The organism is Microbacterium aurantiacum (genome assembly GCF_040532595.1).
GTDB classification, from domain to species: domain Bacteria; phylum Actinomycetota; class Actinomycetes; order Actinomycetales; family Microbacteriaceae; genus Microbacterium; species Microbacterium chocolatum_B.
This window is the reverse complement of record NZ_JBEVYX010000001.1, coordinates 1,152,954-1,174,308: the sequence shown is the minus strand read 5'-3', so window position 1 is coordinate 1,174,308 and position 21,355 is coordinate 1,152,954. Positions and strand designations below refer to the sequence as shown.

The 21,355-nt window shown below is 72.2% G+C and carries 18 protein-coding genes; 12 read left to right on the top strand and 6 right to left on the bottom strand.

Annotated elements, in window-relative coordinates:
* Nucleotides 1-36 precede the first annotated feature (36 nt).
* Nucleotides 37-933: an FHA domain-containing protein gene (locus tag ABXJ56_RS05555; protein ID WP_353998719.1), complete on the bottom strand. Its 897-nt coding sequence runs from the start codon at nucleotides 931-933 to the stop codon at nucleotides 37-39.
* Between the two features lie 10 nt (nucleotides 934-943).
* On the bottom strand, nucleotides 944-1,234 hold the full coding sequence (locus ABXJ56_RS05550) for a hypothetical protein (RefSeq protein WP_353998718.1): 291 nt from the start codon (nucleotides 1,232-1,234) through the stop codon (nucleotides 944-946).
* A 436-nt stretch (nucleotides 1,235-1,670) separates the two neighbouring features.
* On the opposite strand from ABXJ56_RS05550, the gene ABXJ56_RS05545 reads away from it, so the two are divergent.
* The 7 genes from ABXJ56_RS05545 (at nucleotide 1,671) to ABXJ56_RS05515 (ending at nucleotide 10,462) form a co-directional block, all read left to right on the top strand.
* A complete protein-coding gene (locus ABXJ56_RS05545; protein WP_353998717.1) occupies nucleotides 1,671-3,452 on the top strand; it encodes an alpha/beta hydrolase family protein in 1,782 nt (593 codons plus the stop codon).
* A gap of 227 nt (nucleotides 3,453-3,679) precedes the next feature.
* Nucleotides 3,680-5,092, top strand: coding sequence for an amidase (locus ABXJ56_RS05540; RefSeq protein ID WP_353998716.1), 1,413 nt, complete (start codon nucleotides 3,680-3,682; stop codon nucleotides 5,090-5,092).
* Between the two features lie 32 nt (nucleotides 5,093-5,124).
* Nucleotides 5,125-6,309, top strand: coding sequence for a sugar ABC transporter substrate-binding protein (locus ABXJ56_RS05535; protein ID WP_353998715.1), 1,185 nt, complete (start codon nucleotides 5,125-5,127; stop codon nucleotides 6,307-6,309).
* Nucleotides 6,310-6,316: 7 nt separating this feature from the next.
* Entirely contained in the window at nucleotides 6,317-7,897 is a 1,581-nt protein-coding gene (locus ABXJ56_RS05530; protein WP_353998714.1) for a sugar ABC transporter ATP-binding protein, read from the top strand.
* Entirely contained in the window at nucleotides 7,894-8,946 is a 1,053-nt protein-coding gene (locus ABXJ56_RS05525; RefSeq protein WP_353998713.1) for an ABC transporter permease, read from the top strand. The genes ABXJ56_RS05530 and ABXJ56_RS05525 overlap by 4 nt, the downstream gene beginning before the upstream one ends.
* A complete protein-coding gene (locus ABXJ56_RS05520) occupies nucleotides 8,943-10,022 on the top strand; it encodes a helix-turn-helix domain-containing protein (protein ID WP_353998712.1) in 1,080 nt (359 codons plus the stop codon). Before ABXJ56_RS05525 ends, ABXJ56_RS05520 begins: the two co-directional genes overlap by 4 nt.
* Nucleotides 10,019-10,462, top strand: coding sequence for a DUF3237 domain-containing protein (locus ABXJ56_RS05515; RefSeq protein ID WP_353998711.1), 444 nt, complete (start codon nucleotides 10,019-10,021; stop codon nucleotides 10,460-10,462). The genes ABXJ56_RS05520 and ABXJ56_RS05515 overlap by 4 nt, the downstream gene beginning before the upstream one ends.
* A 62-nt stretch (nucleotides 10,463-10,524) precedes the next feature.
* Here the strand turns inward: ABXJ56_RS05515 and ABXJ56_RS05510 are convergent, their stop codons facing one another.
* The 3 genes from ABXJ56_RS05510 to ABXJ56_RS05500 are packed head-to-tail and all read right to left on the bottom strand — an operon-like array spanning nucleotide 10,525 to nucleotide 13,675.
* Nucleotides 10,525-10,782: a hypothetical protein gene (locus tag ABXJ56_RS05510; protein WP_353998710.1), complete on the bottom strand. Its 258-nt coding sequence runs from the start codon at nucleotides 10,780-10,782 to the stop codon at nucleotides 10,525-10,527.
* A 10-nt stretch (nucleotides 10,783-10,792) separates the two neighbouring features.
* Complete coding sequence (locus ABXJ56_RS05505; protein ID WP_353999969.1) at nucleotides 10,793-12,196, bottom strand: MFS transporter; 1,404 nt, start codon at nucleotides 12,194-12,196, stop codon at nucleotides 10,793-10,795.
* Between the two features lie 51 nt (nucleotides 12,197-12,247).
* On the bottom strand, nucleotides 12,248-13,675 hold the full coding sequence (locus ABXJ56_RS05500) for a peptide synthetase (protein ID WP_353998709.1): 1,428 nt from the start codon (nucleotides 13,673-13,675) through the stop codon (nucleotides 12,248-12,250).
* A 69-nt stretch (nucleotides 13,676-13,744) separates the two neighbouring features.
* Here ABXJ56_RS05500 and ABXJ56_RS05495 point away from each other — a divergent pair, with 69 nt between their 5' ends.
* From ABXJ56_RS05495 to menC, 5 genes are all read left to right on the top strand, one after another.
* On the top strand, nucleotides 13,745-14,608 hold the full coding sequence (locus tag ABXJ56_RS05495; RefSeq protein WP_353998708.1) for an alpha/beta fold hydrolase: 864 nt from the start codon (nucleotides 13,745-13,747) through the stop codon (nucleotides 14,606-14,608).
* Nucleotides 14,605-15,297, top strand: coding sequence for a GNAT family N-acetyltransferase (locus ABXJ56_RS05490; protein WP_353998707.1), 693 nt, complete (start codon nucleotides 14,605-14,607; stop codon nucleotides 15,295-15,297). Before ABXJ56_RS05495 ends, ABXJ56_RS05490 begins: the two co-directional genes overlap by 4 nt.
* A gap of 116 nt (nucleotides 15,298-15,413) precedes the next feature.
* Nucleotides 15,414-15,650 carry a hypothetical protein gene (locus ABXJ56_RS05485; protein WP_353998706.1) on the top strand — a complete coding sequence of 79 codons (237 nt, stop codon included), beginning with the start codon at nucleotides 15,414-15,416 and terminating at the stop codon, nucleotides 15,648-15,650.
* Between the two features lie 223 nt (nucleotides 15,651-15,873).
* Nucleotides 15,874-16,767 carry a cation-transporting ATPase gene (locus ABXJ56_RS05480; RefSeq protein ID WP_353998705.1) on the top strand — a complete coding sequence of 298 codons (894 nt, stop codon included), beginning with the start codon at nucleotides 15,874-15,876 and terminating at the stop codon, nucleotides 16,765-16,767.
* A 22-nt stretch (nucleotides 16,768-16,789) separates the two neighbouring features.
* The gene (menC, locus tag ABXJ56_RS05475) at nucleotides 16,790-17,911 is read left to right on the top strand and encodes an o-succinylbenzoate synthase (RefSeq protein ID WP_353998704.1); all 1,122 of its coding nucleotides are present in this window, start codon (nucleotides 16,790-16,792) and stop codon (nucleotides 17,909-17,911) included.
* Between the two features lie 479 nt (nucleotides 17,912-18,390).
* On the opposite strand, the gene ABXJ56_RS05470 is transcribed toward menC, so the two are convergent.
* Nucleotides 18,391-21,336, bottom strand: coding sequence for an amidase (locus tag ABXJ56_RS05470; protein ID WP_353998703.1), 2,946 nt, complete (start codon nucleotides 21,334-21,336; stop codon nucleotides 18,391-18,393).
* Between the last annotated feature and the right edge of the window lie 19 nt (nucleotides 21,337-21,355).

Sequence of the window (21,355 nt, the reverse complement as noted above, 5' to 3'; positions counted from 1 at the left end):
GACCGGTGACGGGGTCACCGGTCGCGCGGGTCCCGCTCAGCCCTGCGGGTAGAGCGACGGATCGTCCGTGCCGGCGGTGCCGGGCGTGACCCGACGCGGGTTCTGCCGTCGTTGCACCGCGTACTCGCCGCCCTGGCGTCCGCCGAAGGGGCGGCCGTGGTCGGCGAACTCCGCGCGGAAGAACGCCAGCCGCCACGGGCCCATCTCCATCCGCGCCCCTGTGCGGAGGATACGTCGCTTCTCCGGCGGGCGGCCGGGTTCGGGCGCGCTGCCCCCGCCGACCTGCTCGATCGCGTACAGGACGTACTCGTCACCCCGTTCGTGCCGGATCTCGGCGTGGAGCGGGGCGAGGCCGTCCAGCACCAGGTCGCACGCGGCATCCGACCCAATGGTCACTCGGTCGGCGGTGAGGTCGAACTCGCGCGGGCGGCGTCCGTCCCATGTGGTCGAGCCGACCGCGAAGATCAGCCGCGGCCGGCCCGACCCCGGGACGTAGTGCGTCGTGGTGACGCGTCGCTGGACGAAGCGGTTCAACGTCGGCGCGAGCGGCAGCATCGTCGTCGGGGGCGGAGCGATGATGGTCGCCGCCCGTTCCTTCCGGCGTCGCAGGAGCGGGGCGAGCGCGGACGGGCTGCCGACGCGCACGTACGACGACCCCGTGATCGCGCGCTGCACCGCGCTCCGCTGGACGTTTCCGAGCGCGAGGATCGGGCCGTCCGGTCCGTCCACGCGCACCGAGATGCCGCGCTCGGCGAGCCCCTTGCCGACGACGTCGAGGTCGCGGAGGGAGCGGCGGCTGTTGCCGGGCAGTCGCGTCGGATCGCTGACGTACACGACGACCTCGGTGCCCGATGCGCGCACCGTGGCCTCGAAGGGCACGCCCTCGCCGGTGACGACCTCGGCGAGGGCGAGGTCGATGTCCAGGCGGATCATCGCCGGAGGCTCAGGACTTCCGGAACTCGTCCGACCCCGCCGACACGTCGTCGCTCGTCGTGACGCGGAGCGTGCCGTTGAGCTTCCACGTCGCACGCGGGGCGTCCGGACCGATGTCGCGGGGCACCTCGACGGTCATGTCGACGAAGGAGTAGTTCACCGCGGCGCCGCGGCCCGTGAGATACGACCACATCTCCCGGCCGAGGTCGGTCCAGTCGGTGATCGAGTGCCCTTCGGGGCCGTCCGGCGACGCGAAGGGGTCGTTCTGGGCCGGGGGGTTCTGGGGGGTCGCGTCCGTCATCGCACTGTCCTTCCACCGCGCGTCCCCGCCGACCGGGGACGCTGATGACCCCGATTATGTCGCCGCGCGAGGTGGGCGCGGCCCGTTCGCGGGAAAACGGCGACGGATGTTCTGCTGCGCCAGGTGTGGCCAAGTCAGTCAAGAAGCATGCGCGTACGCGCCGAGGATGGCCGCTGTGATCAAGGAAAGGTCTGTTCGCGTCAACTTCGTCCACCTCCCGCCTGTGAGGCTCTCGGAGAACAAAGGAGTATCCGTGACGTCTTCGCACGAGTGAGCGTCTTCATCCCCCGCGCGGAGCGCCACACGACTGTGGTCGCTGCTCGCCTTCTCGGTCGCCCTGGTACTGCTCGGCGGCTCGGTCGCCGCCCTCACGCAGACCTCTGCGGGCACGGTCGCCGTCCGCGAGACGTCGTTCATCGGTGCCGACGGAAACAGGGTGTCCGGTCTCCTCTACGTCCCGGAGAGTGCCTCGGCAGAGAACCCGGCGCCGGGGATCCTCGCCGTCCACGGCTACGTGAACTCTCGCGAGATGCAGTTGGCGCCGGCGATCGAACTGAGCCGGCGCGGGTACGTCGTCCTCTCGATCGACCAGTCCGGCCACGGGCGTTCGGATGCCCCCGCTTTCGCCAACGGATTCAACGGCCCCGCAGGTCTCGCATACCTGCGATCGCTCGACATCGTCGATGTCGACAACATCGGACTCACGGGCCATTCTCTCGGCGGGGCGACCGTCGTGAACGCGGCGGCGGCGTTCCCCGAGGGCTACACATCGATGGTTCTGCTGGATTCGGCCACGGGGTTCTTCGGGCCCGACGGCACGCCGGACTTCCCGCGCAACACGCTCGTCGTCTTCGCACAGTGGGAGGAGTTCTCGGGCTCCATGTGGGACTCGCCCAACACATACGAGCTCGAACAGAGCGAGAAGCTCATGACCTTCTTCGGAACGGATGAGCCCGTCGTCGCCGGTGAGCTCTACGGATCCATCGAGGACGGAACAGCTCGCGAGCTCGTGCGCCCGATGACGAATCATCCGGGGGCCACCCACGACATCGCTGCGACGCAGGACATCATCGACTGGTTCGACGCGACGCTCGACGGCGGGGGCGATGCCGCCGGGCAGACCTGGTGGGTGAAAGAGATCGGCACCCTCGTCGCCATGATCGGCGGAGTGCTGGCGATCTTCGCCACCGCGGGTCTGCTCCTGCGTGCGCCGTACTTCTCCCGCATCCGCCGACCCGTCCCGACGCCCGCAGGAAGTCGGTGGGGGTGGCCGTGGCTGCTCACGGCTGCCGTGACGACCGGCATCCCTGCTCTGACGTTCATCTGGTTCAACACCTGGGGTGCGCAGTGGGTGCCGGCGGGGCCGGTCTTCGCGCAGTCCTTCACGACGGGCATCGTCATCTGGGCGCTGCTGAACGGAGTCATCGGCCTCGTGATCTACGCCGTCACGCGGGCGGTGCGTCGGTCCGCGGCCTCCGATACCGCGGCCGGGCGCGCCCTGGGGGCGGGTGGCGGGGTCGTGTCCCTCGCGTCGGTCATCGGCCGCGCGGCCGTCCTCGCGCTCGCCAGCGTCGGTGCGGCCTACCTCCTGGTCGTGCTGTCGGACTGGCTCTTCACGAGCGATTTCCGCTTCTACGTGCTCCAGCTGCAGCCTCTCGACGCGGCGAAGTTCGGTCAGTTCCTCGTGTACCTCGTTCCTTTCGCGATCTTCTTCCTCACCCTCGCGTTCAGCCTGCACACCTCGCTGCGCTGGACGGGCAGGCAGACGTCCCTCCGCGCGGAGATGATCGCCAATGCGATCGTGCTCCCGGCAGGGTTCATCGTGCTCGAGATGGTGCTGTACGTTCCGCTCTTCGTCTCGGGGCAGCTCGCGTTCCCGAACGAGTCCCTCCTGACGATCGTCGCCTACCCGTTCATCCCGGTGCTCGCCGTCGTGGGTCTGCTCTCGACGTACCTGTTCCACCGCACGGGGACGATCTACGCCGGCGCCTTCGCAGCTGCGCTCCTGGTGACCTGGAACGTGGTCGGCGGGACCGCGGCGCAGGGGGTGGTCGAGGAGTGGAGTGGGACCACCCTCGTCCTCCGCACCGGCGTGCCCCTCGTGCTCGCCGTCGCCTTCCTGGTCGTGGGAGTCGTCGCACGGCGCCGTTCCGGGGCGCTCGGCGCGCCCGCGGGAGCCGGCGCTTCGGAGGAGGCGGCTCCGGCGCAGCGTCACTGAGTTCGCGTCCGCGCCCTTGGCCGCCGCGCCTGTTCGACTCACTCGCTCTTCAGACCTGAGGAGCGCGCGCGTCGCACAGGTGCGGCGGCCTTTCGCGCGGGGTGCGCGGCGGTCAACTTGGCCGCTCACAGATGCCGGTTGCGGCCGCCTCGGACAATCCCGCGTCCGTGGACGTCAACTTCTCGCGCCCCGCGCTTGGCATTCTCATCGGGAACAAAGGAGTCTCCGTGACGTTTCTGCACGAATCGGCGACCGCGTTGTCGCGGCGCATCGCCACCGGCGACCTGTCCTCGACGGAGGTCGTCACCGAGGCGATCGCGCGGATGGACCGCATCGACCCCGCGCTGAACGCGATCGTGTGGCGCAACGACGACGACGCCCTCGCGCAGGCGAAGCGGGCCGATGCCGCGGTGGCGGCGGGAGACGATCTCGCGCCCTTCCACGGCATCCCGATTCCGATCAAGGAGCTGACCTGGGTGGCCGGTCAGCCCGGGACCTTCGGGTCGCTGGGCGTCGATGACGCGCCGCGCCCGCACAGCGACCGGGTCGCCGAGCTCTTCCAGGAGGGCGGGTTCATCCTGCACGGTCGCTCCAACTCGCCGGAGGCGGGGCCGATGTCGGTCACCGAGAATCGGCGATTCGGCGTCACCCGCAACCCCTGGAACACCGCGCACTCGCCCGCCGGCTCTTCCGGCGGCGCGGCCGCCGCGGTCGCCGGGGGGATGGCCGCTGTCGCGCACGCCACCGACGGCGGTGGATCCATCCGGATGCCGGCATCGGCGACGGGTCTCATCGGCCTCAAGCCCTCCCGCGGTCGTGTCCCGACCCGGACGCCGATGTGGGAGCACTCGATCGTCGATGGCGTCATCGCGCGCCACGTCGAGGACGTCGCCGGCACCCTCGACGTCCTCGCGGTGCGCGATCCGCACGTCGCCTACACCGCCCCGGCTCCGGACCGGCCGTTCGCCGCCGAGGTGGGCGCGCCCCTCGCACCGTTGCGGGTGGGGCTGGTGACGGACTCGTTCAACGGCCTCCCGGTCGACTCCGAGTGCACCGCGGCGGCGGAGTCCCTCGCGTCCGCTCTGGAACACCTGGGGCACGAGGTCGTCCCGGTCCGGCCGCGCCTGTACAGTCTCGAGGCCATCCAGGGATTCCTCGATGTCGTCGTCAACGCGTGGCTCTGGGCCACCCCGTACGACGACCCCGAGCTCGCCGAGCCCTACATCCGGGCGCGCCGCGAGCGCGCGCGCGGCATCCATGCGGGCGAGTACGCGATCGCCGTCACCCGGCTCTACGCCGAGACCGGTCCGCTCGTCGCGCAGTGGGGCCGGGACTTCGATGTGCTCCTCACTCCGACGATGGCGACGACCCCGCCCCTGGTGGGAACCGTCCTCGACGAGGCGAACCGCGACTTCGACGGGGCACGCGTCACCGAGTCCCAGATGGTGGCCTACACCGCCTTCTGCAACATCGCGGGGCTGCCCGCGGTGTCGCTCCCCGTGCACACCAGCGCCGCGGGGCTTCCCGTCGGCGCCCAGATCGTCGGGCGACCGTTCGGCGAGGCGGAGCTCATCCGCATCGCCTCCGCCGTCGAGCCCGCCTTCGGCTGGACCACCCGTATCCCGGCCGACGTCCGTTGAACCCCATCCGCACAGCACGAAAGGTCCCTCTCATGTCCCTCTCCCTTCCGCGGCGCTCATCGGCGCGCGCCGCGCTGGTCCTCCTCGCGGCGAGCGCGCTCGCTCTGACGGCGTGCTCCAGCCCGGCATCCGACCCGGCCTCGACCATCGCCGCGACGGATGCCGAGCTCCCACCCGGTGCGGTCGAACTCGTCGACGCCGCCTACGCCGGCACGTCCACCGCCCTTCCCGAGGCCGCGCCGCCGGTCTCCGACGGCCACGACGTCTGGGTCATCTCCGCGTTCCAGCAGGTATCGGGTCTGGCCCAGATCGCATCGGAGGTGCAGGCGGCCGCCGACAAGATCGGCTGGGACTCGAACGTCTGCGACGGACAGAACAACGCCAACGGCGCGTGGGCGACCTGCATCCGTCAGGCCGTCGCGGCCGGAGCGGACGCCCTGGTGCTGGCGGGCGTCGACTGCGCACCGGTGCGCCAGGCCCTCATCGAAGCGCGCGAGGCCGGGGTCGCCGTGGCGGGCGTGTCGTCGTTCGACTGCTCGGACCCCACGCAGGGCGGCTCCGAGCCGCTCTTCGACACGGGTGTCCAGTACGGAGACCAGTTCGAGGACACCGCCGACTTCTTCACCCGCGTCGGACAGCTCCGGGCGGATTACATCGCCACCCAGACCGGCGGCGAGGCCCGCATCCTGCACGTGGAATTCGCGGGCGTCTCCATCGGCGAGTACATCTCCGACGGGTTCACCGAGGAGATCGCGAACTGCCCCGGGTGCGAGATCGTCGGCACCGTCACCATCACCCCGGCCGATCTCCCGCAGCTGCGGCAGATGTTCGAGACCGGGCTGCTCGAGGCCGGGGACGTCGATGCGATCTCGGTGGACCTCGACTTCATGCTCACCCTCGGGGTGCAGCCGGCGCTCGTGTCGGCGGGGCTGGAGGACACGCTGGTCCTCGGTGGGGAGTGCGTCATCGAGACCCTCGACTACATGCGTGCCGGCGGCGGCGTCAACGCCTGCATCGGCTTCTCGAACGGCCGCGCCTCGTGGTCGGCCGTCGATCAGCTGAACCGCTTCTTCAACGGCGAGGAGCCGGTGAAGGACGGCATCGGCTGGCAGATCCTGGACGCATCGAATCAGGACGCCTGGCCGGCCGAGGGTGACCCCTACGACGACTCGGTGGACTACCGCGCCGGCTACGCCGAGCTCTGGTCGCAGGGCTGAGGATCCGATGCCCGCGCCCCGCCAGGACGCGACGGGCGGCCCGGTCATCCGGGTCGCCCGCCTGTCCAAGACCTACTCCGCCCGCGTCGTCGACGGCGTCGACTGGTCGCTTCGCCGCGGACGTGTCCACGCGCTCCTCGGCGGCAACGGGTCGGGCAAGTCGACGTTGCTGAAGATGCTCGCCGGCGTCGTCACCCCCGACGCCGGCGGCGAGATCGAGGTGGCAGGCACGACGTTCGCGAGCGAGGAGTACGGGCCCGCGGCCGCCGCGCGCGGGGGCCTCCGCTTCGTGCATCAGGATCTCGGCCTCGTCGACGAGCTTTCCCTCGCGGACAACTTCGCTCTGGCGAGCGGCTATCCGCGTACGGCGTGGCGCTCGATCGACCGGCGCGCGCTCGAGCGCCGTGTGGCGGCGCAGTTGCAGCGGTCCGGTCTCGACTTCGACCCGCGGATGCCGGCGGCCGGCCTCCGTCCCACCGAGCGCGCCCTCGTCGCGATCGCCCGGGCGCTGGAGGGGATCGAGGCGGGGGAAGCGACCCTCGTGCTGGACGAACCGACCGCGAGCCTCCCCGTCGACGAGGTCGAGCACCTGCTCTCCTCCATCGCGGCGCTGCGCGACACCGGCCACAGCGTCGTCTTCGTCAGCCACCGCATGAGCGAGGTCATGGCGATCGCCGACGACGTCACCGTGCTCCGCGACGGTCACGTGGTCGGGAGCGGCGCACGGGAGGATTTCACCGAGGCCGACCTCGTCGAGCTGATCGCCGGGCACGCCGTCGGGGGGCCGGCGTCCGGCATCCATCCGGTCCGCGAGGTGTCATCGACCGTCGCGCTGACGGCGCACGACGTGACGGCGGGGGGCCTCCGCGACGTCTCGCTCGAGCTGCGCGCGGGCGAGATCGTCGCGGTCGCGGGACTCATGGGGTCGGGGCGGTCGACGCTCCTGCGCGCCCTGTTCGGCGATGTGCCGCGCGACGGGGAGGTGACGGTACACGACGTGCCGCTGCGCGCGGGACGGACGACGGATGCCGTCGCGGCGGGTCTCGCCCTCGTGCCCGAAGACCGCCTCCGCGAGGCGGCGTTCGTCGACCGGCCGGTGTGGGAGAACCTCTCCGCCGTCGTGCTGCGGCGCTATCGCCGCGGTCCGTGGCTGTCGGGACGAGCGGAGCGGCGCGATGCGCCGGAGGTCATGCGCGACTTCTCGGTGCGGGCGCCCGGGCCCGACGTCGTCCTCGGGGCCCTGTCCGGCGGCAATCAGCAGAAGGTCGTCATCGCCCGCTGGATGCGCGCGGCTCCGCGCGTGCTCCTCCTCGACGAGCCCACGCAGGGCGTCGACGCCGTGGCCCGGGACGAGATCCACGGGTTCATCCGCGCCGCGGCCGCCGCCGGCACCGCCGTCCTCGTCGTCTCGAGCGACATCGACGAACTCGCGGCGCTCGGCGAGCGCGCCGTGGTCCTCCACGAAGGGCGCCTGGTACGGCATCTGGGCCCCGACGACATGCGGCGCGACGTCCTCGCCGCCGCGATCCACGACGGCGGCGGTTCTTCCCCCGCCTCCCGCACCGCACGCGAAGGAGCGAGTCTGTGACCACCACCGCACCCCCCACCGATCCGCCGGCCGGAGCGGCATCCGCCCCGGGAGCGGGTGCCGACGCGCGAGCCCTCCTCACCCGGCCGCGGCTCTCCGCCCGCGACATCCTCGAGCGCTACGGACTGCTGCTGCTCGTCGTCGCGCTCTTCGTGCTCTTCGCGGTCCTCCCCGAATCCAGCAGCGCTTTCGTCAGCCCGCAGAACATCCGCGCCCTCGTCGCCAACCAGAGCGTCGGCCTCGTCGTGGCGATCGCGCTGCTGTTCCCCCTCGCCGCCGGATACTTCGACTTCTCGGTCGGCGCCGTCACCGCCGCGTCCTCGGTCGTGGCCGCCGCCGTCGTCTCCCACCTGGGGCTTCCGCTCCCCGTCGCCGTCGTCGCCGCGATCGGCTTCGGTCTCCTCGTCGGGCTCGCGCTCGGCTATTTGGTCGCATACGTGGGGGTCAATCCGTTCATCTCCACCCTCGGTGTCGCCACCCTCCTCGGCGGGGCGATCTTCGCCTACACCGGCGGGCTCCAGATCACTTCCGGCATCCCCTCCGAGCTCACCGACATCGGCTCGCGCGCGATCTGGGGCATCCCCCGCATCGTCCTGGTGGCCGCGGTGATCGCCGTCATCGCGTGGTGGATCATGTCCAAGACGGTCTTCGGGCGACGCCTGTACGCCGTGGGGTCGAACGCGCGCGCCACCCAGCTCCTCGGCGTCGACGTCCGGCGCATGCAGCTGCTGTCCTTCGTGGCGTCGGGGACGATCGCCGGTACCGCCGGCGTCCTCCTCCTCGCCCGGCAGGGTGCTGCGACCTCCGACAGCGGTATGACCATGCTCTTCCCGGCGCTCACCGCCGTGCTCCTCAGCACCATCGTGATCGACATCGGCCGACCCTCCGTCCCGGGAACGGTCATCGGCATCCTGTTCATCGCGATCAGCGTCAGCGGCTTGACTCTGCTGGGAGCACCCGCTTGGGTGGGTCAGGTCTTCAACGGTGCGGCGCTGCTGATCGCCGTCGGCTTCGCGCGGCTCGCGCGTCTGCGGACGACGAGGCGATGACCCCCGCACGCGGGAGGGGGGAGATCGACATGGCGCAGATCCGGCGGGACGGCGGCGGTCGGCCCGAGGCGGGCGCCCCGGCGCACGAGATCCTCCTCTACGGCTGGCTCGGGACGACCGCGGCCGACGAACCGCACCGGCCGCAGGACAGCAACGACGCCATCGTCGTACGCACCGAGGACACCGGTCCGGACATCGCCCGGGCCTTCCGCATCGGGACGCTCGAGGTCGCGACCGTCACCGGCGGACGCGTCGACATCGAACCGCTCCCGGCCGCGCATCAGTGGCGCGGCGTGGTGCTCGGATACCTCGTGTCGGGGCGGCTCACCGTCGAACAGGGCGGGCATGTCGTGGAGCTGGGGGCGGGGGACTTCGCCTTCTACACCGGGGCGCAGCGATACCGCATCACCGCGCCCGGACCGCACGAGTACCTCGTGGTCCGCATCCCCACCGCCGCCATCGCCCTCCGGCACAGCATGTTCGCCGACATCGTCGCGACAGACCTCTCCGAGACGCCGTCCGCGGGGGTCCTTCGCGCGATCCTCGCCGAGCTCGCCTCCCCGCGGATGCGCCCGACGGTCGCCGCGACCGCCCACCTCGGTGACGCGGTCGTCGCCGCCGCCCACGCGGTCATCGCCGACGCGCGGCCCGCCGGCAGCGCGCAGGCGATGTCGCTGTTCACCTCCCTCGTGATCTGGCTCGAGGGCCATCTGGGTGAGACCGACCTGTCGGCGGACCGGGTCGCCGAGGCCCACTTCCTCTCGGTCCGTCATGTGCGGCGGGTGTTCTCCGCGCACGGCACCACCGTCTCCGCCCTCATCCGGCAGCGGCGTCTCGAGCGGATCCGCGACGACCTCGTCGACCCCCGCCACGCGCGCACGCCCGTGCACACGATCGCCGAACGCTGGGGGATGCCGGATGCCGCGGTGTTCAGCAGGGCGTTCTCCCGCCAGTACGGCACCTCGCCGCGGAAGTACCGCGCACTGTATCTGCTGCAGGGTCAGGCGGGAGCGGACTGGGCGCCGCCGACCCCCGTCGTCGTGTCGGCGGAGGACGCCGTCGAGGAGGTCGCATGAACACGCCGCTGTCGCTCCGTCTGATCGCCCGGCTGAGGGTGTCGATCGATCCGCCGATCGAGGTCGGCTCCGTGCCGGGCGGCATCCGCCGGATCATCCCGATCGGCGCCGGAGTGGTGGACGGGCCGGAGATGCACGGCGAAGTGCTGGCGCTCGGCGCGGACTGGAACCTGCGCCGCGACGACGGCACCGAGACGGTGTCGGCGCGCTACCTCATCCGCACCCGCGAGGGCGAGGTGCTGTCGGTCCTGAACGAGGGGGTCATCGCCGTCCGCGACGGCGAGCCGTTCGGCGTGACGTCGTTGCGGATCGAGGCGCCGCGCGAGGGTCGGTGGGCGTGGCTCAACGACGCGGTCCTCGTCGGGAGTCTGCAGGTCGTGCGCGGAGAGGGGGACGTCACCGCCGTCTCGCTCGAGTACTGGTGCGCAGGCCCCGTCTGACCCCGACTGACCCCGTCTTGGCGCAGGGCCGGTGCAGCAGACTCAAGGGCAGTGCCGCAGGATCACGGGCAGTGCAGCAGGGGCTTGGGGCCGATGCGGTCGACGGTGTGCTCCGACATCGGGTGTCGGCACACCGGACACGGGCGTCCCGTGCGCGTCGGCTCGGGCTCGGTGTCGTACGGGCCGACGGCGGCGGGGCCGGCCACGCGGATCAGTCGCGTGTTCAGGTAGGCGTACCAGCCGCCCGCGCGCCGGACGCGTTCGCGCAGCGGCAGCGCGCGGTCGTCGTCAGCGGACGCGTCGGGCGTATCTTCGGGCATGTCGCTCAGTCTACGAATCACGTAGGGACGGATGCCGTTCGATGGGGTTCTGCCGACGCGGGATGAACGCCGCCACCGCGAGCGCCACGACCGCAGCGAGGCCGCCGAGCACGAACGAGGTGGTGAACGCCGCCGGCGTCGGCGTCGGCATCCCGCCGATGTCCACGGTGTTCGCGGCGAGCACGGCGGCGACCACGGCCGCGGCCGTGGACGTGCCGAGGGAGCGGAACAGGGCGTTCAACCCGTTCGATGCCCCGGTCTCGGTCGCCGGGACGGCGCGCATGATGAGCATCGGCATCGCCGCGTAGCCGAACCCGATGCCCACGCCGATGAGGATGTTCGCCACGACGAGCTGCCAGACCTCCGCGGAGAACAGCAGGGTGTAGCCGTACGCGACGATGAGCGACACCGCACCGAGGATCAGCAGCAGTCGCGGGCCGACGGTGCGCGCGAGGCGCCCGGAGAAGGGCGAGAGCAGCATCATCATGATGCCGGCGGGCATGACCACGAGACTCGCGGCGATGAGCGAGAGCCCGAAGCCGCCGGCGCTCTCGGGAAGCTCGAGGACCTGCGGGTAGATCACGTTCGAGGCGAAGAGGGAGAACCCCATCGCCACCGACGCGATGTTCGTCAGCAGCACCGCGGGGCGCGCGGCGACCCGGAGGTCGAGAAGCGGTTCGGGGATGCGCAGCTCGTACCATCCCCACACCAGCAGCACCGCGACACCGCCGAGCCCCAGGGCGAGGATGACCGGTGACGTCCACCCCCACTCGTTGCCGCGCGAGATGGCGAGCAGGATGCCGATGAGGCCGACGGCGAGTCCCGCGGCGCCGACGAGGTCGAAGCGGCCGGCCGTCCGCAGCACGCTCACCGGCACGATCCACAGCACCAGGGCGAACACCACCGCGCCGAGGGCCGCCGAGACCCAGAACAGCAGGTGCCAGTCGGCGTACTCGGTGATGAACGCCGACACCGGCAGCCCCAGGGCTCCGCCGACACCGAGGGTCGCGCTGATGAGTGCGATTGCGGTGTCGACGCGCTTGTGGTGCAGCACGTCGCGGAGGATCGAGATGCCGAGCGGCACGACGCCGGTCACCGCGCCCTGCAGGGTGCGCCCGACGATCACCCCGAGGATGCCGGGGGAGAGCGCGGCGATGACCGAACCCAGGACGAGCAGCGCGAGGAGCACGAGGACGATGCGGCGCTTGCCGTACATGTCGCCGAGACGTCCCGCGATCGGGGTGATCACGGCGGACGCGAGGAGGGTGGAGGTCACGACCCATGCGGTGTCATCGCGCGAGGCGTTCAGCAGTTCGGGGAGCTGCGACTGGATCGGGACGACCAGGGTGAACATGAACGACGACGCCAGGCCCGCGAGTGCCAGGACGGCGACGATCGCGCCCTGCGGCGGCATCCGGGTCAGGCGCGATCTGCTGTCATCTCCGCGCGCGCCCATCGGATCAGGCTAACCCCGGGCGACGACGCTCTCGCCCGCCACGGGGGTCTCGCGCGTCACGGAGGTCTCGCCCGTCGCGGCCTCATCGCGGACGGCCCGCTCGACCGCGTCGAGCCAGCGGCCCACGTTCTGCAGCGCCTCCGGGGTATCGGGGTAGCGGCACCGCAGGTGCAGTCCGTCATCGCCGACGACGAACCAGATCATGACGCCGTCGGTCTCGATGGACGCCGACACCCACTGCGCCTCGGTGTCGCGGGCCAGGCGCACGGGCAGGCGCCGCACGTCCAGCCACGACAGCGCGAACATCCCGGGCGACTGCGGCATCCCGCCCCACGGCGCGAGGATCGGTGCGAGCGGGTGCGACCCCAGGGCGAGCGAGAGGCGGAGGGATGCCGCGCACGCGCGCGGGTCGGGATCGGCGCACGCGATCACCGAGTTCGTGATGAACCACCCGACAGCGTCGTGCCAGCGCTCCTCGTAGCGGCTGTGGACGGGGAAGACCGCGCGCAACGGTGCCCCCGCGACCTCCGCGCACGCCCGCGCGAGGGCCGACAGCGCCAGGGCCGTCGCGCGCACCCCCGCCGCCTCCGCGCGCGCGGTGAACGCGGCGAGCTCGGCGGCGTCGAGCACGTCCCGGACCTCGACGACCTCCGGCCGCGGCGCGGACAGGTCGCCGAGCGGGAGGGGGAAGCGCGGCATCACGCCGCCCTCGGCGTCGAGGATCTCGCGCCACGCGGTGTGGACCTCCGCGGGGGCGGGATCGCGCGTCTCGAGCGCGGTGGTGTGCGCGGCGAACGGCTCCCGCTCCTCGGCGAGGGATGCCGCGTCCTCGCCGAGGAGCGCGAGGAGGTCCCGCGCGAGCACCAGCAGCGACCACATGTCGACGTGCGCGTGATCGGCGGCGATCACGGCGATCGGGCGGGGATCGCCCGCGGGCGCGGCATCCGTTCCGCTGTCGGGTGCGGAGCCCGCGCCCGGTTCGATGAGAGCGACCCGATGCGACGGAGCCGCGAACGGGCGGCACCGGGCGTCGAAGACCCGCCGGATCGTGTCGCGGACGGTGCCCTCGCCCACACCGTCGCCCTCGCCCACACCGTCGCCGGCGCCCGCGAGGGGATGATCGCTCCACTCCCCGGCGGATGCCGCGCCCTCGTGCAGCCGGACGGCGCCGGCGTCGTCGCGCGAGAACACGGTCCGCAGGGTTCCGTGCGCGGCGACGACGCCGTCCCACGCGCGGGCCACGGCATCCCGCGTCGTCCCGTCCGGCAGGCGCAGGGCGATCGACATCCACGACCCCGGACGATCGCCCGCACCGACGTGACGCCCCTGGTCGAACGAGACCGGGAGGGGGCGGGTCTCGTCGGGTGCGATGCGCACGGCGTAGCTGCCCACGCGTCCGCGGGGCAGGACCACTCGGGTGACGTTGGTCAGGCGCATTCGCCGTAGTGTAGGGGTTCGACGTTTCGTTCTCGCTTCCCCGTACGTTCCCGCTTCCACGGAGGTGCCGTGCCCACCGTCCCCGTGAACGGCGCCCGCCTGGAGTACGACGTCACCGGAGCCGACGGTCCGGTCGTGGTCCAGCTGCACGGGCTCATGTCCAGCCGCACGCGCGACGCGCAGCTCGGTCTCGATCTCGGGCGCGCGCTGCGCGGTCACCGCGTCATCCGCCTCGACGCGCGCGGTCATGGCGGCTCGTCCGGCACACCGGATCCGGGCGACTACGCGTGGGACCGGCTCGCCGACGACCTTCTCGCCGCGCTCGACGTCATCGTCCCGGGCGAGAGCGTGCACGGGCTCGGGCCCTCCATGGGCACCGGGACCCTGCTGCACGCGGTGCTGCGCGAGCCGACCCGCTTCGACAGCCTCACCCTGATGCTCCCGCCGACCGCCTGGGGCACGCGTCCCGCGCAGGCGCAGTCGTACCTCACCGGCGCCGACCTCATCGAGCGCGAGGGGATCGCGGCGTTCGTGGAGCTCGGGAGCACGACCCCCGTGCCGCCCGCGCTCGCCGAGGCCCCGCAGACGGGACCGGCGGTCGACGAGGCGCTGCTTCCCACGGTCCTCCGCGGCGCCGCGCTCGCCGATCTTCCGCCCCGCAAGCGCCTCGTCGACGTCACGACGCCGACGCTCATCCTCGCCTGGACCGGCGACCACACGCATCCGCTCCGGACCGCCACGAAGCTCGACGAGACCCTCCCGCACAGCCGTCTTGTCGTCGCGCGCACCCCCTACGGCGTGATGGCGTGGCCGGGACTGTTCGCCGAGCACGTCATCACCGCGGGAGTGGAGACACCCGCCACCGGTGCGATCACGCTGCCCACGGGGCGCCCGAGCCGACCCGACCGGCGATCGGCCCCGGTGCCGCGGTGACCGGCATCCGCATCCGCGACCTCGACACGGTCGCCGACGTCTTCACCGCCTCCGCCGTGCTCGCCGACGTCTGGGGCGGCGACCGCTCCGGCATGCCGCCGAACCTCCTCCGCGCACTCGCGCACTCGGGCAACTACGCGGTGGGCCTGTGGGACGACGACCGCATGATCGGGGCATCCGTCGCGTTCTTCGCCGCGCCCGCGGCCCGCTCGATGCACAGCCACATCACCGGGATCCTTCCGGCCCATCAGGGGCACGGGCTCGGGCGCGCGCTCAAGGAGCACCAGCGGGAGTGGGCACTCGCCCGCGACGTCGGACACATCACGTGGACCTTCGACCCGCTCGTCGCCCGCAACGCCCACTTCAACCTCGCCGTGCTCGGCGCGAGGGTCACCGACTTCCTCGTCGACCACTACGGCCCCATGGATGACGGCGTCAACCGCGGCGACGAGTCCGATCGCATCATGGTCTCCTGGGCGCTCGCCGCCCCGGGTGTCGCGGCGCCGGCCGAGGAGCAGATCGTGGCGACCGTGGCGGTGCCGGACGACATCGGCGCGATCCGCGCACGATCGGTGACGGATGCCGCGGCCTGGCGCCGCCGCGTCCGCGACGGGCTGCGCGCGGGGCTGGCCGACGGTCTCGCAATCGGCGGGTTCGATCGGCGCGGCTACCTGCTCGTCCGGCCCTAGGGTTCCGGCCCTGAGGGTCCGTCGCCGCAGCGGATCCCGGGGCGTCGTATCACCGCGGCTGTTCGCGCCTCCTCCTTCACGATCGCCCTCGCCGCGATTATCCGAAGGAGCAGATCATGCACGAGCACACGGAATCGCTGTTCGAGGCGATCAGGACGTTCTTCTCCGCCGAGCGACGTCACGCCCGACGTCGTCCGCGCGCCACCCGCGAGACATTCGTCGCCGTCGACCCCGCCGCGGTGCGCGCGGAGCGGCGCCGGGTGCGGCGCGAGACCCGTGCCGCCCGTCACGCGCGCGCCGTCGCGGCGCGGCGGGGTGGTGCGCGGGGCCCGGCGCACGCGACGGTCCACTGACCGGGCGGCGGGTCGCGCGGGGTCGCGCGCAGAGCAGGCTGGGGCGCCGAGCGGGCTCGGGCTTCGAGCGAATTCATAGGCGCGGGGAGCTACGTTCTTCCCTACGCAAGGGGAGTACTCCCGATGCGGCGGAACCGTCAGTACGGACACGCGATCGTGTCCCGGTCCGCCGGCCCGGCATCCGGGTGGAGGAGACCTTGATGGGCTTTTCGAAAGGTTCGTCATGAGCACGTTCTCCCGTCTGTTCGACATCGCCTCCAAGGCGCTCGGATCCGCCTCCGGCCCGAGCGCGCAGGGTTCGGCCCCGTCCGGTGCGGGCGCGACGCGGCCGGGCGCGGCCGGCGGCACCGATTGGCGCGGCCTCGTGGGCAAGGTCGCCGAGGAGGTGACCGGCGACGGCCGCACGGCGCAGTCGGGCGCCGCGGCGTCGAGCGGTCATTCCGCTCCGCCGTCGGCGTACACGCCGCCGCCGGCTCCGGCATCCGCCGGACGGCCGACGCTCGCGCCGCCGCCGGCCGGTGCCACCGGTGCGCGTCCCGTCGCCGGGTCCGACGCCGACCGGCGCGCCATCGCCCGCTACGACTACCTGCTGCAGACGGCCGACCCGCACCAGGTCGAGCAGATCCACCGTGACGCGTTCGCCCGGCTCACCCCTGCTCAGCGGGAGCAGGTCGAGGCGCGCATGCGGTCCGAGCTCCCGCCGGCGCTGCGGCCGGCGTCCGCCAGCGCTCCCGATCTCGCGCGCGCGGCCGGTCGTGCCGAGGCATCCCAGCCCGGGCGGATGCGGGGCCTCCTCGCCCGCGTCGGCACCGGGGCCGCCGTCGGGGCGGGGGCCGCAGCCGGGGTGGGTCTGCTCGGGCTCGTCGCCGGCGGCGCGGTGGTCAGTACGGTCGCCGGGCCCCTGCTCGCCGAGGCGGCCGGCCTCGGGATCGATCTCGATGCCCTCGCGGGCGGGGTCGACGTCGAGGGCATCGCCGGCAGCATGGGCGGCTTCGCGGAGGAGCAGGTCGCAGGGCTCGGCGAGCAGGTGTCGGGGGTCGGGGAGCAGATCTCGGGCTTCGGCGAGCAGTTCGGCGGGTTCGAGCTCCCCGGTCTCGGCGACATCTTCGGGCGCTGACCCGGGTCATTAGCCTGGGCGCATGGACAGTGCGCCGATCACCCTGGACGGCGTCGAGCTGCGGGTGCTCCACCTGCCGCTCGTCGCCCCCTTCACCACGTCGTTCGGAACCGAGACCGTCCGTGAGGTGATCGTCGCGCGGGCGCTCACCCCCGACGGCGACGGATGGGGCGAGATCGTCACCTCCGCGGCTCCCCTGTACTCCAGCGAGTACACGCAGGGTGCGTGGGACGTGGCGCTCCGGTGGATGATCCCCGCGCTCCTCGATGCGCACCGGATGCCGCCGGCCGGGGTGTCCGGCATCCTGGAGCCCTTCGTCGGCCACCGCATGGTGAAGGCGGGGCTGGAGCTTGCGGTGCTCGACGCGTCGCTGCGCCTGGACGGCATCTCCCTCGGGGCGTACCTCGGAGTCACGCGCGACCGCGTGCCGAGCGGGGTGAGCGTCGGGATCCAGCGCGATCCGAAGGCCCTGGTGGACGTCGTCGGCGGCTACCTCGACGAGGGGTACGCGCGGATCAAGATCAAGATCAAACCCGGGCGCGACGTCGACGACACCGCTGCGGTGCGCGAGGCGTTCGGCGCGATCGCGCTGCAGGTCGACGCCAACTCGGCCTACACTCTCGCCGACGCGGACGTCCTGGCCGAACTCGACCGATTCGATCTGCTGCTCATCGAGCAGCCGCTGCAGGAGGACGACCTCGTCGACCACGCCACGCTCGCGAGGCGCCTGCGGACCCCGGTGTGCCTCGACGAATCGATCGTGTCGCGGAAGGCCGCCGTCGACGCGCTCGCCCTGGGATCGGCATCCGTCATCAACATCAAGGCCGGCCGTGTCGGCGGATACCTCGAGGCCGTCGCGATCCACGACCTCTGCCGGGCGGCCGGGATCCCGGTCTGGTGCGGCGGGATGCTGGAGACGGGCATCGGGCGGGCGGCGAACGCCGCGCTCGCCGCCCTGCCGGGCTTCACCCTGCCGGGCGACGTGTCGGCGTCGAACCGGTTCTACTCGCGCGACATCGTCGCCGACCCCATCGTGCTCGAGGACGGTCACGTGCGCGTGCCCACCGGTCCCGGCCTCGGGATCGAGATCGACCCCGTCGCCCTCGACGACGTCACCGTCGCTCGCGAGACCCTGCGCCGCTGATCGCGGGGTGGGACGGTCTCGGTGCGGCCGGGGCGGTGGAGGTGGAGGTGCGGCCGGGGTGGTGGAGGTGCGGCTGGGGTGGTGGAGGCGCGGGCGGGGTGGTGGAGGCGCGGCCGGGGTGGTGGAGGCGCGGCCGGGGTGCGCCGGAGGAGGCGGCCCGGCGCCGGGGGCGGCGTGTACGCAACTCCTCCGATTCGCGTGTCCAGGGTCGGTTTCGCCCTCCGGAACCGGCCCCACCCGCCGTTCCTGAGGAGTTCGGTACAGACGATCGGGGAGGGCCCGGGGGGCCGGTACGGCCAGTGCACGCGCCGGGTCGAGGCGCGGCCGGCGCCGAACTCCTCCGATCCGCGCGCCAGACGCCGTTTCCGCATACCGCAACCGGTCCCACCCGCCGCTTCTGAGGAGTTCGGTACGGGGTAATCGGCCCGAACGACGGAGTGCCCGCCCCGACGGATCGGGGCGGGCACACCGGGCGTGGGTCAGTCGACCTCGCCGACAGAGCGACGGCGACGCACGACGAGGGCGACGGCCGCGGCGCCGAGGGCGATCAGCGCACCGCCGATCAGCGGAACGGTCGCATCAAACCCTCCGCCGGTCGCGGGCAGGGATCCGGTCGCCTCCGCCGCGATGACCCGCAGGGGCGCGGAGGCGGTGGAATCGGCGCCGCGCACCTCGATGCGGTTCTCACCCGGCGTCGCGCCCCGCGGGATCGTCACTGAGAGGGTCAGCGAGCCGTCTTCATCGGCCGTGCCCGATCCAATCCGCTTGGGATCGGACACGAGCCACACCTGCAGGCTCTCGCCGGGCGCGAAGCCCGTCGCCGTCACGACCACATCTGCGCCGGCCTCCACGGTCCTGGCCGAGAGTGAGACCGCGGGGTCGGGCGTCGGCTCCGGGTCCGGCGTCGGCTCGGGGTCGGGCGTCGGCTCGGGGTCGGGCGTCGGTTCCGGGTCGGGCGTCGGCTCGGGGTCGGGATCCTCGCCGCCACCGACATAGGTGAGCGCGGGTGCCGTCGTTACCAGCTGCTGACCCTGCGCACGCTGCTCGAGTGCGTACCCCATGCCGAGGACCTCGGCGTCGCTCCAGGCCGGTCCGACCAGCTGGAGAGACATCGAGTAGCCGTTCGGGTTGGGTCCGACCGGCACGACGACCGTCGGTAGACCGACGTTCGAAGTCAGCACGCCCGTCGCGCGGTCCGAGCTGTGCTGCGCGCTGTTCCCGTCGTTGTTGTACATGTCGCTCAGGAACCCGGGGTACACCACGGCGTCGACGTCGTTCGTGGTCATCCACTGTCCGATGACCTCCTTGTAGCTCGCCCGATAGGCCAGCCATGCGTCGACCTGCTCGGTGGTCATGCGCGGGGTGTTGTTGTTGGCCCGCGCGTTGTAGGGGAGCACGCGGGGATCAGCGAGCAGCTCGTTGCCGGTCGCGAAGGGGAACGCGCCGTTCTGCTGCTCGATGTACCGCGCCCACCCCTCGATTCCGCGGCTGCCGCCGGGGGAGGAGCCGTTGGTCGGCGGGGCCGACAGCTCCACCAGCGTCGCGCCGGCGGCCTCGAGCAGCGAAAGGCTCGCTCGTGCCGCCGCGCCTGTCCCGTCGTCGGCGTAGTTCGAGGCGTATGCCGTCGGCACGTATCCGATACGCGTTCCCTGCAGAGCACCGGCATCCAGCGATGCGGTCCAATCCTCAGGACGCTTCGCGTCCGCCTCGACCGTCAGCACGTCGAGAGGATCGGTGCCCGTCGTCGCGTTGAGGAGGTAGGCGAGGTCGGTCGTCGTGCGGGCGATGGGGCCGACGTAGTCCTGCGCCCACGTGAGCGGCATGACGCCGGCGGTGCTGGCCATCCCGTCCGTGCCGCGGAAAGTGGTGAGGCTCGACCCCACCGCCGGTGCGTACAACGACACGCCCGTCTGGCTGCCGAGGGCCCCGGCTGCGAGGCTCGCGGCCGTGGCGACGGCGGAACCACCGCTGGAGCCGAACGAGGTCTTCGACGGGTACAGCGCGTTCCATACCTGCCCGTAGCCGCTCTCGCTGTAGCTGCCGGAGTTCGCGAACTCCGAGAGGTTGGCTTTGCCGATGATCACCGCGCCCGCTTCTCGCAGTCCTGTGACCTGGAAGGCATCCTTCCCGGGCTGATATCCCTCGAGCGCACGCGTGCCGCCCGTCGTGGGCATGTCGGCGGTGTCGATGATGTCCTTAATGGCGATCGGGATGCCGAGGAGGTCGCCGCGCTGACCCGCCGCGCGTGCGGCATCCGCGGCGCGTGCCTGCTCGAGCGCGTCTCCGGCGACGGCGATGTAGGAGTGATAGCCGAACGGCCCGCCGTCGTAGACGCGGATGCGGTCGAGGTAGGCCTGCGTGATCTGCTCGGAGGTGGTCACACCCGCCTCCAGGTCGGCCTGCATCTGCTCGATGGTCTTGTTCACGACGTCGTACGCGGACGTGGTCTCGGCCGCCGGAAGCTCCGGGGATGCCGGAACGGGGAGGCGCACCGGGCCGGCGCAGGTCGGTGCTTCGGGGAGCGCAGCGAGGTTCCAGTTCGCGATCGAGCACACCTCGTCCGTCGAGAGTCCGGTGAGGTCGGGGGCGGCCGCCAGAGCGGTGAGCGCCTCCGTGGTCGCCGGCTGCGAGCCGGCCTGGTTCGCGCCGGCGACGACGAATCGCGCGAGCGACTTCGTCTCACCGGGGGCGATCGTGAGGGTGTGGATGTAGCCGTGGAAGTTCGCCTCGTGCCCCTCCGTGGCCATCGGCGTCTGGAACGGGTTGCGTTCCTGGTTGCCGGTGCCGGTGAGGGCGCCCGCGAACGGCGCAGGCGAACCGAGGACGATGCCGATCGGTCGCCGGTTGTCGGCGGAGGACGCCGAGAGGGTCCAGGCATCCTCGGGGGTGACGAGCGCGTCGCCGCTGGACGTTGAGCGGATCGGGGTCGCCGCCGCGGCGACGCCGTACCCGAGGGCTCCGCCGAAGGAGACCTCGACGGTGGCCGGTGCCGCGGTGGTGTTGGTGAAGGTGTCGAAGAACCGTGCCCGGTTGTTCTCCACGGAGAGGTCGATGTCGCGGGTGATGTCGATGCCGCCGAGGTCGACCGCCTGCGTCGACGAGTACGACGACTGACCGTCGGAGGTGAGGCCGAATCCGCGCATCATCTCGCCGTTGAAGCGCGAGTCGGGTGCGGTCGACACACGCACGAAGATGTTGCCGAACCCGTCGACGCCGGAATTGCTGAGGGCGCGGATGCTCCCGGTGTCGAGGCCGGGAGGAGCGGCGTCGTGGATCTGCCAGGCCGCGCTGTTGGCCGTGGTCACTGTCGTGACGGCGAGGGCCGCGGTCGGCGGGATGATGCAGGCCGCGGCGGCGGCCGCCGCAACGGTGAAGAGCCCGGCTCTGCGCAGCCGGGCTCTCGCGGGGGAGGGCGAAGACGTCATCGGTACTCTCTCTGTCGGG

Coding starts and splice junctions, on each gene's coding strand:
- ABXJ56_RS05555 (WP_353998719.1), bottom strand. CDS start 933: ATGATCCGCCTGGACATCGACCTCGCCCTCGCCGAGGTCGTCACCGGC.
- ABXJ56_RS05550 (WP_353998718.1), bottom strand. CDS start 1,234: ATGACGGACGCGACCCCCCAGAACCCCCCGGCCCAGAACGACCCCTTC.
- ABXJ56_RS05535 (WP_353998715.1), top strand. CDS start 5,125: ATGTCCCTCTCCCTTCCGCGGCGCTCATCGGCGCGCGCCGCGCTGGTC.
- ABXJ56_RS05530 (WP_353998714.1), top strand. CDS start 6,317: ATGCCCGCGCCCCGCCAGGACGCGACGGGCGGCCCGGTCATCCGGGTC.
- ABXJ56_RS05520 (WP_353998712.1), top strand. CDS start 8,943: ATGACCCCCGCACGCGGGAGGGGGGAGATCGACATGGCGCAGATCCGG.
- ABXJ56_RS05515 (WP_353998711.1), top strand. CDS start 10,019: ATGAACACGCCGCTGTCGCTCCGTCTGATCGCCCGGCTGAGGGTGTCG.
- ABXJ56_RS05510 (WP_353998710.1), bottom strand. CDS start 10,782: ATGCCCGAAGATACGCCCGACGCGTCCGCTGACGACGACCGCGCGCTG.
- ABXJ56_RS05505 (WP_353999969.1), bottom strand. CDS start 12,196: ATGCCGCCGCAGGGCGCGATCGTCGCCGTCCTGGCACTCGCGGGCCTG.
- ABXJ56_RS05500 (WP_353998709.1), bottom strand. CDS start 13,675: ATGCGCCTGACCAACGTCACCCGAGTGGTCCTGCCCCGCGGACGCGTG.
- ABXJ56_RS05485 (WP_353998706.1), top strand. CDS start 15,414: ATGCACGAGCACACGGAATCGCTGTTCGAGGCGATCAGGACGTTCTTC.
- ABXJ56_RS05480 (WP_353998705.1), top strand. CDS start 15,874: ATGAGCACGTTCTCCCGTCTGTTCGACATCGCCTCCAAGGCGCTCGGA.
- menC (WP_353998704.1), top strand. CDS start 16,790: ATGGACAGTGCGCCGATCACCCTGGACGGCGTCGAGCTGCGGGTGCTC.
- ABXJ56_RS05470 (WP_353998703.1), bottom strand. CDS start 21,336: ATGACGTCTTCGCCCTCCCCCGCGAGAGCCCGGCTGCGCAGAGCCGGG.